A 15,665-nucleotide genomic window follows, 5' to 3' on the forward strand; every position below is an offset into this window, starting at 1 on the left:
CACGGTACGCCACCCCGGCGAGCGCTTCGGCTTCCTTCTGGGTCAGCGCGGTGATCGGGCGGACGTCGGGGGCTTCCGGGTCGGGGAGCCCCCTCGCCAAGGCGTCCAGACGGGCCTCCCAGGCGGATTCGAGCGCGGCGCTCTGGGCGACGCACCGGACCAGAGCCACGCGCTTGTCGCCCGTTTCCAGCGAACGACAGACCTCGGCGCGTCCGACGATGTGCCGGTAGCGCTCGGGAACCCGCTTCCTGAGCCAGAGATATTGGCTGTTTTCGCGTCGGACCGGCGTGGGCATTCTCGACCTCATTGTGTAGCACCCCTGTGTAGCACATGGGCGCGCAAAAGGCCAACGTAGCCAGTCGCATGTTGAATAGACTACGGAATTCCGCCGGGTCCCCGAGAGTCCCACTCTCTCCGCCACCGGCGCTGCACTCCCAATGCCGGCCGTAGCCGAAACCTCTGAAAAGTCCAATAAAAACAACCTCCCCTGGCACTGGTGCCGTACGAGAGAACACCCGATTTCGGAGATTTGAGGCTGGAGACCTCGTTTTTCTCCAAAGCTTAGTACTGCGGCGATTTGGTACGGTTTTGAAAGGCAGCCATTTAAGGCGTTTGCGGCTTCGGCCTTGCTGTGGGTTCGAATCCCTGTCGCACATGGGAGTGCCTCCCAGCTCAATTTGCCATATTGAAGCTCCCGCCTCAGTCAAGCAGTCCGGGCGTTTAGCCAGACTGCCTGATTTGACGAGAAAGGCCGGTATCTGGCCGCCTTTCTTGCATTTGGATAAGTCTCTGGCTGGCGCAATCGGCCCTGCGCACCGCCAAAGTCCCGAAAGTCTCCGGCCCACAGTTTGAAAATTGCCGTTTTGGGGAGATCGCGGTTGGAGACTCGTTCGATCGCCACTGCAGCCCAATCTTGGCAGTTAGTTTCGACCAAATCTCCGAGTCTCAAAGGCACGGATCGGGAGAGAGCGTGAGGCCATTAATCAACGGCCGGCCGAACACTGTTGATTAAATCAGTCGCTGAATTAGGCCGACTGTACAAGATACCCTCCAGTACACTAGTGCGGCGGAAAGCTGTTGACTCGCAGAGCTGAAGTTCAAAAAACGAACCGTCGATGAACTCGCAGATATGATCTGCGGGAATTTCGATGCCGCGACCAGCAACTTGGTTTACCGAAGCAGCAGCTACATCACTCGATTTTTCGAAGATTGCGAACTGGACCTCCGACATGACGGTTCAACGCGCGGCAGGACCGCTCCCCAGCGAGAGTGGACGCGGCTGGTCGGAGAATTGTCGGCACTGAACATGATCACTAGTCTGGACCGAGCCGCCCTGGCAACCTACTGCGGAGCGTATACACTTTGGGCGGAGGCAACAGAAGCCATTCAGAAGTTCGGCGCGATGGTCAAATCTCCCACCGGTTATCCTATGCAATCACCTTATAGCTCGATTGCGAACCGGCAGGCGGAAATGATGATCCGCATTGCATCGGAGTTCGGATTTACGCCGGCTAGTCGAAGCAGGATTGCGGTGCCCGATGAGCCGTTTCCCGCTGTTCGATCAACCAACCATTGTACGAGCGCTTGGGAAATGGCTATCTAACCCATATCGCCTATGTCGCTCGTTCTATTATTACACTAAGTGCGATCATACTTGAGCGACGGGCGCATTGGCTCCAGGCGTGGCGGGACTGCGCGCGGGCGCGTGTCATTGAAACCTATCCTCGACCGTCGGGCACGCCGCGACGCGGAGTGTGTCTCACGAGCAATTCTTGGGCCGACGGAGGTGCCGTGCTTCAGTTGCGCCCTGTTTTTGGAAACAGCGGGTTGAACCGAAGAACCGGACGAATACCCGTGGGGTCGACGTTTGATTTGTTGAGCAAATTTGGCAAGGCAAAATCATTACGGCTTCCGGCATCTCGATAGCTGCTTATTTAGAATGCCGTTTATATCAAAAGATCGACGCAACCGGACTTGCCTCGGCATCTTTCCATTCACGCACAAACTGACATCACTAAAACTGTGACGCCCAACGTGAGCCACAGTATCGCCTCAAATGCTCGACACGCTCGTCTTTTCAACGTGCTTGTTCTGAATTTTAGTGCATGGCGGTGTGTGGCTCTCTCCGACGCGTGCGGGGAAATTAAATGTCACAGAAAAATAAATATGCGCAGGCCCCGAATAAACTTTCGGTAGCGCTGATCGTCAATGGTACGGCGCAGCAATTAATAGTTGCGCCCTGGACGACTCTGCTTGACGCGCTGCGCGATCATCTCGGCCTGACCGGGACAAAAAAAGGCTGCGATCATGGCCAGTGCGGCGCATGCACTGTGCTAGTCGATGGTCGCCGCGTCAATTCATGCCTGTCGCTGGTCGTCATGAGAAGCGGTGCCGAAGTGACCACGATCGAAGGGCTAGCAACGCGCGACAACTTGCATCCGCTTCAACAGGCCTTCATCGACCACGACGCGTTCCAATGCGGCTATTGCACACCAGGACAGATTTGCTCGGCGGCGGGGCTTATCGCCGAGGGCAAAGCGAAAAGCGATGACGAAATCCGCGAGCTTATGAGCGGCAACCTCTGTCGCTGTGCGGCCTATCCCAATATTGTTGCGGCGATCAAACAGGCAATGACTGTGATGGCAGGGAAGTCATGAACAGCTTCCAATATTCGCGCGCAAGCGACGTCGCCGACGCGGTGCGGCAGATGGGCGCTGACCCGACGGCCAAATTTATCGCAGGCGGCACGAACCTTCTAGACTTGATGAAAGAAGACGTCGAGCGGCCCACTCTGCTGATTGACATCACCCGCCTTCCTCTCCGGTCTGTTGAGGCGACACCCGGTGGTGGTGTCCGCATCGGCGCGCTCGTGCCGAACAGCGACCTCTCATACCACCCGCTAATCGAGCAGCGCTATCCCGTCGTTTCCAGCGCTATTCGGGCAGGCGCCTCGCAACAATTGCGCAACATGGCCACGACCGGCGGGAATCTGCTTCAACGGACGCGTTGTGCTTACTTTTACGACGCGGTCACGCCGTGCAACAAGCGTGTACCTGGTAGCGGCTGCTCCGCCATCAATGGCATCAACCGCGGGCATGCGATCCTCGGCATGAGCGACTCCTGCATTGCCACGCACCCATCCGATATGTGCGTGGCGCTGGCGGCCTTAGATGCGACGGTTCATGTTGCCGGACCCAACGGTGAACGCGCGATTGACCTCGCGGATTTCCACCGGCTCCCCGGCGACACACCGGAACGCGACACTAATCTGGACCGTGACGAAATCATTACCGCGATCGAATTGCCCGCGCGAGGTTTCGCCAAGAACTACACCTATCTTAAAATCCGCGACCGCCTTTCCTACGCTTTCGCGTTGGTGTCGGTCGCTGTGGGACTCGAGATGGATGGCGATACCATTCGCCAAGCGAGGCTTGCACTCGGCGGCGTCGCACACAAGCCGTGGCGAGATTCCGAAGTTGAAGCGGCCTTAAATGGCCAGGTCGCAAGCCCCGAGACTTTTGAGCGCGCCGCGGATTTGCTGTTGCGTCCGGCAAAAGGCTTTGCGCACAACACGTTCAAGATCGATCTGGCGCGCCGTGCTGCAGTGCGCGCGCTAACGCAAGCTGCGAATGGCACACCGCAGTCGCAATCCAGCAAGAAGATCGTATGAGGGCACGATGCCCAATTTACTGCTCCCCGCCCTCTACGTGCAGCGGACATTAGCCGCCGCAAGATCCTGCTGGGCGCTGTTGCACTTAGAGCACTCGACCACCGCCGCGGCACAGACGCCGCGCCGCTTTAGGGCATCGCAGTCGAACAAAAGAGCCAAGTGAGCAAGCCAATGACGCCTTACATCGGCACCGCGATCTCCCGCATTGATGGACACGCTAAGGTGACCGGCGGGGCAAAATACGCCGCCGAATTTAACGTGCCAGGCCTCGTCCACGCTTTCGTCGTGGTATCGGCTATCACGAAAGGAAGCATCGCGCGTATCGATGCGAGCGAGGCGCTGCGTGTCGAGGGTGTAGTCGATGTCCTTACGCACGAAAACCGGCCCCGCATGGCCGATACCGATGACGCCTACAAAGACGACGTGGCGCCGGACGGCACGCCTTACCGGCCACTTTATGATAGCAAGATCATGTTCAGCGGACAACCGGTTGCGCTTGTGCTCGCCGAAGAGTGGGAGATTGCGCGCTTCGCCGCCTCGCTGGTGCACGTGAAATACGAACAGGAAGCGCACCTAACGGACCTGTATTGTCAACGTGAAGTGGCCTTCGCATTACCGGAGCCCGCAAAACCGCGGGGCGATGCTGCAAAAGCCTTCGCTGCGGCCGATGTTCGCCATCAGGGCGAGTATTACGTCCCGATTGAGCATCACAATCCCATGGAACTGTATGCTTCAACGGTGACGTGGGACGGAGGCGGAAAGCTGACGGTCTATGACAAGACCCAGGGCGTGCAGAACGTGCAGCGTTATGTGTGCAGCATATTCGGTATGAAGCCGGACGATGTGCGCGTCATGTCGCCCTATGTTGGCGGGGCATTCGGCTCAGGGCTGCGCCCGCAATATCAAGTGGTCCTGGCCGTGTTGGCGGCACGCGCGCTGGAGCGCCCGGTTCGTCTGGTTCTCACGCGCCAGCAGATGTATTCCCTTGGCTACCGGCCCGCCATGATCCAGCGGATCGAACTGGGCGCGAGTGCCGGTGGAACACTCGATACGGTCACGCACGAAGCGATTACCGTGACGTCGCAATACGAAGACTTTTTCAGGAATGAGACCACGTGGTCGGGCTTGCTCTACAGGTCCGCCAACGCAAAGTACACGCACAAGCTCACGCGGCTCGATCTGCCGACATCCTGCGACATGCGCGGCCCGAGCGCTACGACTGGTGTCTATGCGCTCGAATCCGCGATGGACGAACTCGCGGTCGCACTCAGGCTCGACCCACTGGAGCTGCGTCTGCGGTGTTACTCGGATCGCGACCAGAACAACGGCGACTTGCCATTCAGTAGCAAGAATTTGCTCGAGTGCTATCGCCAAGGAGCGGAAATATTTGGCTGGGCGAAGCGCAACCGCGAGCCCCGCTCTATGCGCGACGGCAGCGAACTGGTCGGCTGGGGCATGGCAACGGGCGTCTGGGAAGCGTTGCAAGTGCCGATCACCGTCCGGATCGTGCTGACCGCGAACGGTCACGCTGAGGTGGCATGCGCAACGTCGGATATCGGCACGGGCACCTACACCATTATGGCGCAGGTCGCAGCCGACGCGCTCGGACTGCCGCTCGACAACATCAGCATCAAGCTTGGCGACTCGACACTACCGCAATCGCCCGTGGAAGGAGGATCATGGATCGCCGCCTCTGTGTCGAACGGGATCGTAACGACATGCAACGCAATCCGCGAGGAACTGCTGGTTCTGGCGAAGAACTTGCCGGGTTCACCGCTAGCGAACGCAACGCGTGATGAAGTCACACTTCTGGACGGAAGACTTGTAAACCGGCGAGATGCTTCGCGCGCGCTATCGATCGCAGAAGTGATGCGGGTCAGCGGCGTTGATCGCATCGCACAGGAGAAATCCACCAGCTTTGCCAATGACGGCAAGCATGCGCACAACACGCATTCCGCGCTATTTGCCGAAGTGAAAATAGATGAACAACTCGGGGTCATCCGCGTCACCCGCGTCGTAAGCGCGGTCGCGGCCGGGCGCATTTTAAACCCTAAAACAGCGCACAGCCAGGTCATGGGGGGCGTAGTGTGGGGTATCGGAGTAGCATTGCACGAGGAGACGCTGATCGACCACAGATTCGGTCGCGTCATGAACGCTAACATCGCTGAATACCATATCCCGGTAAATGCCGACATCCAGGACATTAAGGTAATTTTCGTCGAGGAGCAGGATAACATCGTCAATCGCCTTGGCGTCAAGGGTTTGGGTGAGATTGGTCTCGTCGGCGTCGCGGCGGCAATCGCCAATGCGATCTACCATGCGACCGGAAAACGCGTGCGCGATCTGCCAATTACCATAGACAAGTTGCAGCGCTGAATTCTGCGAAATTTCTTTGCTTAGGGCCCCGTCATCGATCGCGCGGTCCGCGGCAAGCCGGATCCGAGCTATCATGCGCCCGCGTGGATCGTCCTGAAATAGGCAGCATGAAAAGGCTCCAGAGTGGGTCTGGAATTCACGCTACCCAATTGTGCGTGATGAAGATCGTACGATCAAGTCAGAAGGGAGAACGCGCTTACCCTTCTCAATCGTCTTACCGTCGATCAGGTCGATCAGGAAATTGGCCGCCTGAAGACCGAGCTCGCGCGAGGGGGTTCGCATCGTCGTGAGTGGCGGGTTGACGGCGTCCATGAACAGCATGTCGTTCATGCCGATCAAGGAAATATCCCCGGGGCAGGCGACCCCGCGCTGGTGGAATGCGCTGAGGCAGCCGATCGCGAGCATGTCATTGCCGGCGACGATCGCCGTGATGGTCGGGTGTTGATCCAGCAATTGATCGCAAGCGGTGCGACCGTCATCGACGGTGAAGGCGTTGCCGAAGGTGGCGAGCACGGCGTTGCCCGCGCCAAACGCGGCCAGATGGGCCCGGCGAAAACCGCGGTATCGGTTGCGTCCTGTCGACACGTTCTGGGGCCCGCCTACGTGCGCGATGCGGCGATGGCCGAGCGCGGCCAGATGGCGAACCGCCTGTGCCATCGCTTTCGCGTCGTCGACACGGACGCTCGGAATCTCCGGCCGCTCCGGATCGCGGAATACTGCAACCGTCGGCACGCCGGCCTGGAGGCATTTGTCGACCAGCGGATCCTTGAGCTTGAACGTGGCGACGATCAGTCCATCGACGCCCTGGCTGATGAAGCGGTCGATCAACGCCGCCTCGCGCTCGGAATCGTTGTCGGTATTGCCGACGAAGGCGACGTATCCGATCTCGCCAAAGCGATCTTCGATCGCGCGCACGATCGGCGGGTGAATGGGGTCGCCGAGATTGGAGACGATGACGCCGATCGTTCGTGTCTTCTGGGTGCGCAAGGCGGAGGCCATCGCGTTCTGCCGATAGCCGAGTTCCTCCACGCAGGCCGAGATCCGTTCGATCATTTCCGACGAGATCAGATGTCGCTTCGCAGGGTTCAGCGCCCGCGAAACCGTCGACCAGTGAACCCCGGCCTGCTCCGCCACATCGATGATTGTCGCCCGGGAATTCCGCAGCGTAGCTTTAGTTTTGGTCTTTTTCGCGCGGTCCATCTCGGTCTTTCGCTGCGGCGTCGTCGGCAAGTTACCGGCGTTGTACGCGAATTGCACCACCGGCGCGATTGCGCTGATTGCTGCAAAGCAGCATGGCGACACGCGCGCTAAGGGGCAAAAAATAAAATTCGGGTCCGTTGACAAACGTGTGCATAAAATCGAGATTGGCGCCGGGAATGAAGCGCACCTCCGGATTTGTCCACCGAGGTATCGAAGCACAGACCACGAAGATGGTCTCGCGAGGGAAGATCAGGGTGAGCCAACTCATCAATCGCAACGGGCTGTGGCCCACGCTCCGCCGCGCGATGGCGGCGCTGCTGCCTGTCGGCGTCCTGCGATGAAACGCATTCTGATCAGGGGCGCCACCATCGTCACGATGGATGATACGCTGGGCGATCTCGCCGGCGCGGATCTGCTGGTGGAAGGCGATCGCATCGCCGCGGTGCGGCCACGGATCGAAGTGGATGACGCCGAGATCGTCGATGGCCGGGGGCGGATTGTCATCCCCGGGCTGATCAATGCCCATATGCACACTTGGCAGACAGCGCTGCGCGGCTATGCGTCGAACTGGACGCTGCCGGAATACTTCGGAAAGATGCATGCCGGTCTGGCCACGGTGTTTACGCCGGCCGATATTCACATCGCCACTTTGGTCGGCGCGCTGAACCAGATCGATTGCGGCACGACGACGCTGGTCGACTGGTGCCATAACAACCCGACGCCCGCACATACCGACGCGGCGGTTTCAGCACTTTCGGAAAGCGGCATTCGCGCGGCGTTCTTTCATGGCTCGCCGAAACCCGATCCTAAACCTGGCCAGCCGCATTTTTCCAAACTGCCGCACCCGCGCGCGGAGGTCGAGCGGCTGATGGCCGGACCGTTCTCCGGCCGCAACGGATTGATGACTCTCGGCCTCGCCGTTCTCGGGCCGCATTATTCGACCCTCGATGTCGCACGGCATGACTTCGCTCTGGCACGCGAGTTCGGGCTCGTCGCATCGATGCACCAGGGCGGCGGTGCGGCGCGAACGCCCGAAGGCTGGGGCGTACTCGTGGCGGAAGGCCTGGTCGGGCCGGGCGTGAATATCGTCCATGGCAATAATCTGAGCGACGAAGAACTGCGCCGGTTCGTCGATCTCGGTGTGTCGTTCTCCCTGACGCCCGAGAACGAGATGGTGCAAGGTCATGGCTTCCCTATCACTGGACGGCTTCTGCAGCTCGGCGCGGCGCCGTCGCTCGGCGTCGATCTGGAATCGGTACTGTCCGGTGACATGTTCACCGTGGCGCGGATGGCGCTTACCATTCAGCGCGCGCTCGACAACAGCGCCGCGCGCGACATGCGCGGCGAAATCCCGCCGACCTCCACCATACCGGTGCGTCAGGCACTGCGCTGGGTGACCGTGGAAGGCGCCAAGATGCTCGGCCTCGAGGGGCAGGTGGGATCTCTCACGCCCGGCAAGCAGGCCGATCTGGTGGTGCTGGATGCCACCGCCATGAACCTCTGGCCGGTCCACGATCCGGTAGCGACGGTGGTGATGCAGGCCGGTCCGGCCAATGTGGAAGCCGTGATGATCGCCGGCGAGTGGAAAAAGCGGGACGGCCGTCTGCACATAGCGGACCGGCAGCGGAAGCTCGACGCACTGGCGACGTCGGGCCGCCGGATCATCGACGACATGAACAACATTCACAAGGCGGCATGACGTGAGCACAGCAGCAAGCATCGGTTGGATCGGCGTCGGCAAGATGGGCTTGCCCATGGTCATGCTGGCGCGGCAAGCCGACCTCGACGTGACGACCTATGATCGCAGCGCGGAACGGCTAGTGCTCGCATCGGCGCAGGGGCTGGCATCGGCGAACAGCGCCGCCGCCGCTGCGGCCAACAAGGATATCGTCATTGCCTCGTTGCCGGACGACAAGGCGCTGCGCGGCGCCATGTTCGGCCCCGACGGCATCGTCGCGGCGATGTCGCGCGACGCCGTACTGGTCGAGACCAGCACCGTCAGCGCCGAGATTTCCGCGGAGCTTGCCGCGGTCGCCGAAGCCGCCGGCGTTCACTATCTGCGTACGCCGGTGTCGGGCAACGCCAGCATCGCGCACACCGGCGCGCTGACCTGTTTCGTGTCGGGTCCGAAAGCGGCGTTCGAGCGCGTGCGTCCGGTGCTCGCCAGCTTTACCCGCGCGCAAACCTATCTCGGTGGCGCCGAAGAGGCGCGCTACGCCAAGCTCGCCGTCAACCTGATGATTGCGGTGTCCGCAGGCATGATGGCGGAAAGCCTTGCGCTGGCGCGCAAGGGCGGAATTGCCTGGCAGGATATTCTCAATGTTCTCGACGACAGCGCCATCGCTTCGCCGATGGTCAAGTACAAGACCGCGCCGCTACGCCACCGCGATTTCGAATCGACGTTCTCCTGCCGGCAGATGGCCAAGGATCTCGATCTCATCCTCGGCGCCGGTCATCACGTGGAGGTGCCGCTGCCGCTCGCGGCGCATATGCGCGAAGTCTATGGATCGCTGATCGCGCAGGGCGAGGGTGAGGTGGATTTCATCGCGCCGGTGCGGCAGGCCGAGCGCCTGTCCGGCCTCGGCGAGCCAGAGAAGGGAAACGCCCGATGAGGAATTTCAACGAATTCACCATTACCGACGCGGTGCTGGAACGGGTCGCCGGTGCCTCCGACGCACGCACCCGCCAGGTCAGCGAAGCGCTGGTCCGCCACCTGCACGCGTTCGTTCGCGAGATTCAGCCGACCCAGGCCGAGTGGGAATACGGCATCGATTTCCTGACCCGCACCGGACACATGTGCGACGAAAATCGCCAGGAATTCATCTTGCTATCCGACACGCTCGGGGTTTCGATGCAGGTCGATGCGATCAACCACCGCCTGCCAGAAGGCGCGACGGAGACCACCGTGCTGGGTCCGTTTTTCGTGCAACGTGCTCCCGAGCATGCGCTGGGCGCGGATATTTCCGGGCAGTTGCAGGGCATTCCGCTGCTTGTGACCGGCTCGGTCTCGTCGCCCGAGGGGCAGCCGCTGGCCGGTGCCACGGTCGATGTCTGGCATTCCGACAATGACGGTTACTACGACGTGCAGCAGTTGGAGAAGATCGGTGATCTCGCCATGCGCGCCCGGTTTCGCACCGATTTAAACGGCCGCTTCTGGTTCTGGACCATCAAGCCCGCCGCCTATCCGATTCCGCACGATGGCCCGGTCGGCGACATGCTGGAAGCGCAGGGGCGCCATCCATGGCGGCCTGCCCATGTCCATTTCATGATCGCGGCGCCGGGCTACGAGCAGTTGGTGACTCATGTGTTCGAGGCCGGCGACCAGTATCTCGATTCCGATGTGGTGTTCGGGGTCAAGGACAGCCTGATCCGCGACTACCAGGAAATGCCGCCGGGGGTCGCCGCTGATGGCACCACCATGGACCAGCCGTACCGGCATCTGAATTACGACTTCGGGCTGAAGTCCGAGGCCAGGGCCATCCGCGCCGCCTGAGCGGCCGCGGGATATGAATGCAGCGCGAGAGCCCGATCAACGGGCCGGCGCAGGGATGGAAACGATGGGTGTGATGGATAACGTTGCGAGCGTTGCCGAGAGCCTGAGTGCGCTGTTCGGCGCCCGTGCCACGACCGCGCCGGGCACGCTGGCCGGCCACGGCGGCAGCGAGGCCTATCACGCCTCCGCGCCGCCGGATGTGGTGGTGTTTCCCGAAACCACCGAAGATGTGCGTCGCGTCGTCGAGATTTGCGCGCGGATGAACATGCCGATGGTCGCGTTCGGCGCGGGCACGTCGCTGGAAGGCAACACGGCGGCGATCCATGGCGGCGTCTGTCTAGATTTTTCGCAGATGAACAAGATCGTCGCGGTGCACGGCGACGATCTCGACGTGGTGGTGCAGCCCGGCATTACCCGCAAGCAGCTCAATGCACAGCTACGCGACACCGGCCTGTTCTTCCCGATCGATCCCGGCGCCGACGCCTCGATCGGCGGCATGTCGTCGACGCGCGCGTCCGGCACCATGGCGGTGCGCTACGGCACCATGAAGGACAATGTGCTGGCGCTCGAAGTGGTCCTCGCCGACGGTCGCGTGATCCGGACCAGCAAGCGCGCCCGCAAATCCGCTGCCGGCTACGACCTGACTCGGCTGTTCGTCGGCGCCGAGGGCACGCTCGGGATCATCACCGAAGTGACCTTGAAACTGCATCCGCGGCCGCAGGCGATCTCGTCGGCGGTATGCAGCTTCGATGCGCTGGACGACGCGGTCGCCACCGCCATTGCGGTGATCCAGTCCGGTGTGCCGGTGGCGCGCATGGAGTTGCTCGACGACGTCATGATGCGCGGCATCAACGCCTACGCAAAGCTGGCCTACCGCGAGGCGCCGACATTGTTCTTCGAATTCCATGGCACCGACGCCTGGGTCAAGGAACAGGCGGATATCGCCGAGGAGATCGCTGCCGATCATCGCGGGCAGGAGTTTCAATGGGCCACCGCGCTGGAGGACCGCTCTCGGCTGTGGCACGCGCGCGACAACACGCTGTACGCCGGACTAGGCCTGCGGCCGGGCACCCAGGCGATGATCACCGATGTCTGCGTGCCGGTGTCGCGGCTCGCCGAATGTCTGCTCGCAACCAAGCAAGACCTCGACGCCGCCGGCCTGATCGCGCCGATCGTCGGCCATGTCGGCGACGGCAACTTCCATGTGCTGATTCTGGTCGATTCCGCCGATGCCGAGGAGATGGCGCGCGCCAGGCAGGTGCATCGCCGCATGGTGGAGCGCGCGATCTCTTTCGATGGCACCTGCACCGGCGAGCATGGCATCGGGCTCGGCAAGATCGATTTTCTGGCGCAGGAGCTTGGCGAAGCGGTTGACGTGATGCGGACGCTGAAGAACGCGCTCGACCCGGCCAACCTGATGAACCCCGGCAAGATCTTCAAGGCCCGGCCGGCCGAACCGGAGGCATCGTGATGAACGCGCTCGCGCCGAAACCTGCGGGCGATGCGGCGGTGCCGTTGTTCGAACTGCGCGGCATCTCGAAATCGTTTCCGGGCGTCAAGGCGCTCGACGATGTCTCGTTCGCCATCTGGCCCGGCGAAGTCCACATGCTGCTCGGCGAAAACGGCGCCGGCAAATCCAGCCTGATGAAGGTGCTGTGCGGCGCCTACACCGCGGACGGCGGCCAGTTCTTCCTTGACGGTCGCAAGGTGGAAATGAATTCCGCGGCCGATGCACGGCAGCTCGGCGTCGCCGTGATCTTCCAGGAATTCTCGCTGGTCCCCTATCTCGATATCGCGCAGAACATCTATCTCGGCCGCGAGCCGAAGGGCTGGCTGCCCGGCACTATCGACCGCGGCAAGATCTTGCGCGACGCCAAAGCGTTGCTGGCAACCATCGGGTTCGATATCGATCCTTCGACGCCGGTGCACAGGCTTGGCGTCGCCCAGCAGCAGATGGTGGAGATCGCCAAGGCGCTGAGCCAAGATGCGCGTATCCTGGTGATGGACGAGCCCACCGCGGCGCTGTCGGATCGCGAGACCGAGCTGCTGTTCGCGATGATCGCGCAGTTGAAGGTCAAGGGCGTGGCGATCGTCTACATCTCGCACCGCATGGCTGAGGTGTTTTCCCTCGGCGACCGCATCACTGTGCTGCGCGATGGCAAAAAGGTGGCGGAAGCGATGCCCGGCCAGTCATCGCCGGACGAACTGATCCGCCTGATGGTGGGGCGCAATGTCGACACCAGCTATCCGCGTAACTTCGCAGCGGAGCCTGGTCCGATCGTGCTGCAGGTATCCAATGTTTCGTCTCCCAACGGCATTCACGACATCGACCTGGTGGTGCGGGCCGGTGAGATCGTCGGGCTGTGCGGCCTGGTCGGCTCGGGCCGCACCGAAGTCGCCCGCGCCATCTTTGGCGCCGACAAGACCAGCGCTGGCGAGATTCGCATCGATGGCCAGTTGCGGAGCGGTGGGCCCGACAAGGCGTCGCGGATGGGGATTGCCCTGATTCCGGAAAGCCGCAAGGCCGAGGGCCTCGCGCTGATCCGCTCGGTGGGCGACAACCTCGTGGTGTCCGCGCTGCAAAAGCTGTTTCCGCTCGGCCTTTTCGTGCCGCAAAGGGCGCGGGAGGAAAGCGGCGCGCTGGTTCGCCAGTTGCGCGTCGCCACGCCGTCGGTGAAGCAACCTGTCGGCTTACTATCCGGCGGCAATCAGCAGAAGGTGGTAATTGGCAAATGGCTGGCGGCTGGCGCCAAGGTGTTCATTTTCGACGAGCCGACACGGGGGATCGACGTCGGCGCCAAGGCCGAGATTTTCGCGTTGATAGACGGCCTCGTTGCCAAGGGGGCGGCGGTACTGATGATTTCATCGGAGCAGGCCGAGATCGTCCATGTCTGCGACCGCGCCTATGTGATGCGCGACGGCGGCATCGTCGGCGAATTGTCGCGACAGCAATTGTCGGAGGAGAACATCGTTCGGATGGGAATGCACCATGCATGAGATCGCGCTGAATTCGCCGACAACCCGGATCAGGCGCATCCCCGGCGTGGCCGTGATGCTGGTCGCCCTGGTCGTGTGCTTTGCCGCCACCAGCCCCGGCTTCCTGACTGCCCCCAACCTGTCGAACGTGCTGGTGCAATCTACCGTGCTGTTGCTGCTGGCGCTGCCCATGACCCTGATCATCATGACCGAGGGGCTCGACCTGTCGATGGGGGCGGTGCTCACGCTGGCCTCGCTGGTCGTCGCGCTGGTCACGCTCGCCACCGGTTCGGTGCTGCTGGGATTGCTTGCCGCCTGCGCCGTCGGAATCCTGTTCGGAGTGGCAAATGGCTGGTTGGTGGCGATCCTGGGCATTCCGCCCTTCGTCGCGACCTTGGGCACGCTGGGCATGGCACAGGGGCTGTCGCTGATCGTCAGCGATGGCCAGAGCGTGGTCGGCATGCCCATCGCCATCCAGAAGATCTATTCGGGCACGGTTGCTGCAGTTCCGCTGCCGATCTGGATGGCGATCGTCGCTTATGTGGTGTTTTACCTGCTGCTGTATCACACGCGGCTCGGCACCTTTGTCTTCGCACTCGGTGGCAACCGCGATGCATTGCGGTTTGCGGGCATCAAGGTCGAGCGCATGCTGATCGTGGTCTATGCCATCGGCGGCGCCATGGCCGGTCTCGCTGGTGTGCTGATGACCGCACGGATGAACGCCGGACATCCGACAGCCGGACTCGGCCTCGAGTTTGACGCCATCGCTGCGGTGGCTGTGGGCGGCACCTCGTTCGAGCGCGGCAATGGCTGGCTGCTCGGAACGCTGCTCGGCGTGCTCACCGTCGGGGTCCTGCGCAACGGGCTCAATCTTCTTGCCATTCCCTCCTCGGTGCAGGTGTCCTGCATCGGCGTGCTGGTCATCATGGCCTTGTTCTTCGACGGATTGCGGAGCCGGACATGACCGACACCACCAAGATACTGCCGGGCGGCGCCCGCAGGCTGCATATCTCCGCAGACGTGCTGCAGCTGTCTTACCGCCTGCTGGCGGCGCTGCTAATCTGCGTGCTGCTGTCGCTGCTCACGGATTCCTTTCTGTCGCTCAACAACATTCTCAACGTGTTGCGGCAGGCCAGCCTGATGTTCTTCGTTGCCGCTGGCCTGACGCTGGTGGTGCTGACCGCGGGGCTCGACCTGTCGATTGGGGCCAATGTCGGACTGACGGCGTGCCTTGCCGGCACCGTCATCCATGTGACGGGCTCGCCGACGCTGGGCGTTCTGGTGGGCATCGGCGTCGGCGCTGCGATCGGGCTGGCCAACGGCATCATGGTGACCGCGCTACGGATTCCATCGTTCATCGCCACCTATGGTATGCTGTGGATCCTGCAGGGCGTCGCCTACTGGTACATGGCCGGCGAAACCATCCACGGCTTTCCGCCCGGTTTCCGGCAGCTTGGCAGCGGCTATTTTCTCGGACTGCCGATCCCGGTCTACCTGCTGGTGATCTTTCTCGCGATCGGCACCGTGCTGGCGCAACGCACCACCTGGGGACAGGAGATCTACGCGATCGGCGCCAATCCAGTCGCGGCGCGTCTGTCGGGCATTCCGGTCGCGGCGCGCCTGCTGCTGGTCTATACCGTGTCGGGCACCATGGCGGGCCTGGCGTCGATCATCTTTCTGGCGCGGCTGAATTCGGCCGAGGCTGATATTGGGGAATCCCTGACCCTGCCTGCGATCGCATCGGTGCTGATCGGCGGCACGTCGCTGTTCGGCGGCGTCGGTACCGTGTTCGGCACCTTCATCGGCGCGCTGATCCTGACATTGGTGCTGAACGGCATGAACCTGCTGCAGATCAGCGCCAGCTGGCAGCCGCTGGTCACCGGCGCCATCGTGATTCTCGCCGTCTGGCTCGACCGCATGACAAGGCGGCGGGCTTTCTAACCACACAAA

Annotated in this window: 13 protein-coding genes; 11 read left to right on the plus strand and 2 right to left on the minus strand. The window is 61.9% G+C overall.

From position 1 onward, the window contains the following. A partial coding sequence (locus JWR89_RS13300; RefSeq protein ID WP_366142987.1) for a DUF6538 domain-containing protein occupies positions 1-295 on the minus strand: 295 nt, incomplete at its 3' end. 834 nt (positions 296-1,129) lie between these two features. Between JWR89_RS13300 and JWR89_RS13305 the strand changes: the two genes are divergently transcribed. From JWR89_RS13305 to JWR89_RS13320, 4 genes are all read left to right on the plus strand, one after another. Beyond that, on the plus strand, positions 1,130-1,603 hold the full coding sequence (locus JWR89_RS13305) for a phage terminase small subunit P27 family (protein ID WP_299716879.1): 474 nt from the start codon (positions 1,130-1,132) through the stop codon (positions 1,601-1,603). 544 nt (positions 1,604-2,147) lie between these two features. Continuing rightward, positions 2,148-2,657, plus strand: a complete 510-nt coding sequence (locus JWR89_RS13310; protein WP_299716881.1) for a (2Fe-2S)-binding protein — start codon at positions 2,148-2,150, stop codon at positions 2,655-2,657. Continuing rightward, complete coding sequence (locus JWR89_RS13315; protein ID WP_299716883.1) at positions 2,654-3,670, plus strand: xanthine dehydrogenase family protein subunit M; 1,017 nt, start codon at positions 2,654-2,656, stop codon at positions 3,668-3,670. Before JWR89_RS13310 ends, JWR89_RS13315 begins: the two co-directional genes overlap by 4 nt. Before the next feature lie 171 nt (positions 3,671-3,841). Further along, a complete protein-coding gene (locus JWR89_RS13320) occupies positions 3,842-6,046 on the plus strand; it encodes a xanthine dehydrogenase family protein molybdopterin-binding subunit (RefSeq protein ID WP_299716885.1) in 2,205 nt (734 codons plus the stop codon). A 141-nt stretch (positions 6,047-6,187) separates the two neighbouring features. On the opposite strand, the gene JWR89_RS13325 is transcribed toward JWR89_RS13320, so the two are convergent. Next, positions 6,188-7,246 carry a LacI family DNA-binding transcriptional regulator gene (locus JWR89_RS13325; RefSeq protein WP_299716887.1) on the minus strand — a complete coding sequence of 353 codons (1,059 nt, stop codon included), beginning with the start codon at positions 7,244-7,246 and terminating at the stop codon, positions 6,188-6,190. A 337-nt stretch (positions 7,247-7,583) separates the two neighbouring features. Here JWR89_RS13325 and JWR89_RS13330 point away from each other — a divergent pair, with 337 nt between their 5' ends. The 7 genes from JWR89_RS13330 to JWR89_RS13360 all read left to right on the plus strand — a co-directional run bounded on the left by JWR89_RS13330 (position 7,584) and on the right by JWR89_RS13360 (position 15,656). Next, the gene (locus tag JWR89_RS13330; RefSeq protein WP_299716939.1) at positions 7,584-8,945 is read left to right on the plus strand and encodes an amidohydrolase family protein; all 1,362 of its coding nucleotides are present in this window, start codon (positions 7,584-7,586) and stop codon (positions 8,943-8,945) included. A 1-nt stretch (position 8,946) separates the two neighbouring features. Then, a complete protein-coding gene (locus JWR89_RS13335) occupies positions 8,947-9,858 on the plus strand; it encodes an NAD(P)-dependent oxidoreductase (RefSeq protein ID WP_299716889.1) in 912 nt (303 codons plus the stop codon). Next, positions 9,855-10,739, plus strand: a complete 885-nt coding sequence (locus JWR89_RS13340) for an intradiol ring-cleavage dioxygenase (protein ID WP_299716891.1) — start codon at positions 9,855-9,857, stop codon at positions 10,737-10,739. Before JWR89_RS13335 ends, JWR89_RS13340 begins: the two co-directional genes overlap by 4 nt. Positions 10,740-10,803: 64 nt before the next feature. Beyond that, positions 10,804-12,210, plus strand: a complete 1,407-nt coding sequence (locus JWR89_RS13345; RefSeq protein ID WP_299716893.1) for an FAD-linked oxidase C-terminal domain-containing protein — start codon at positions 10,804-10,806, stop codon at positions 12,208-12,210. Continuing rightward, a complete protein-coding gene (locus JWR89_RS13350; RefSeq protein ID WP_299716940.1) occupies positions 12,210-13,736 on the plus strand; it encodes a sugar ABC transporter ATP-binding protein in 1,527 nt (508 codons plus the stop codon). Before JWR89_RS13345 ends, JWR89_RS13350 begins: the two co-directional genes overlap by 1 nt. Beyond that, the gene (locus JWR89_RS13355) at positions 13,729-14,679 is read left to right on the plus strand and encodes an ABC transporter permease (protein WP_299716895.1); all 951 of its coding nucleotides are present in this window, start codon (positions 13,729-13,731) and stop codon (positions 14,677-14,679) included. The genes JWR89_RS13350 and JWR89_RS13355 overlap by 8 nt, the downstream gene beginning before the upstream one ends. Further along, positions 14,676-15,656: an ABC transporter permease gene (locus JWR89_RS13360; protein ID WP_299716897.1), complete on the plus strand. Its 981-nt coding sequence runs from the start codon at positions 14,676-14,678 to the stop codon at positions 15,654-15,656. Before JWR89_RS13355 ends, JWR89_RS13360 begins: the two co-directional genes overlap by 4 nt. The last annotated feature ends 9 nt before the right edge of the window (positions 15,657-15,665 follow it).

The sequence above is a fragment of the Tardiphaga sp. genome (assembly GCF_028290785.1).
In the GTDB taxonomy this organism is placed as follows: domain Bacteria; phylum Pseudomonadota; class Alphaproteobacteria; order Rhizobiales; family Xanthobacteraceae; genus Tardiphaga.

Bases quoted from the DNA above. Each gene is read 5' to 3' on its own strand.
- JWR89_RS13305 (WP_299716879.1), top strand. From the start codon at position 1,130: ATGATCTGCGGGAATTTCGATGCCGCGACCAGCAACTTGGTTTACCGA.
- JWR89_RS13310 (WP_299716881.1), top strand. From the start codon at position 2,148: ATGTCACAGAAAAATAAATATGCGCAGGCCCCGAATAAACTTTCGGTA.
- JWR89_RS13315 (WP_299716883.1), top strand. From the start codon at position 2,654: ATGAACAGCTTCCAATATTCGCGCGCAAGCGACGTCGCCGACGCGGTG.
- JWR89_RS13320 (WP_299716885.1), top strand. From the start codon at position 3,842: ATGACGCCTTACATCGGCACCGCGATCTCCCGCATTGATGGACACGCT.
- JWR89_RS13325 (WP_299716887.1), bottom strand. From the start codon at position 7,246: ATGGACCGCGCGAAAAAGACCAAAACTAAAGCTACGCTGCGGAATTCC.
- JWR89_RS13330 (WP_299716939.1), top strand. From the start codon at position 7,584: ATGAAACGCATTCTGATCAGGGGCGCCACCATCGTCACGATGGATGAT.
- JWR89_RS13340 (WP_299716891.1), top strand. From the start codon at position 9,855: ATGAGGAATTTCAACGAATTCACCATTACCGACGCGGTGCTGGAACGG.
- JWR89_RS13345 (WP_299716893.1), top strand. From the start codon at position 10,804: ATGGGTGTGATGGATAACGTTGCGAGCGTTGCCGAGAGCCTGAGTGCG.
- JWR89_RS13350 (WP_299716940.1), top strand. From the start codon at position 12,210: ATGAACGCGCTCGCGCCGAAACCTGCGGGCGATGCGGCGGTGCCGTTG.
- JWR89_RS13355 (WP_299716895.1), top strand. From the start codon at position 13,729: ATGCATGAGATCGCGCTGAATTCGCCGACAACCCGGATCAGGCGCATC.
- JWR89_RS13360 (WP_299716897.1), top strand. From the start codon at position 14,676: ATGACCGACACCACCAAGATACTGCCGGGCGGCGCCCGCAGGCTGCAT.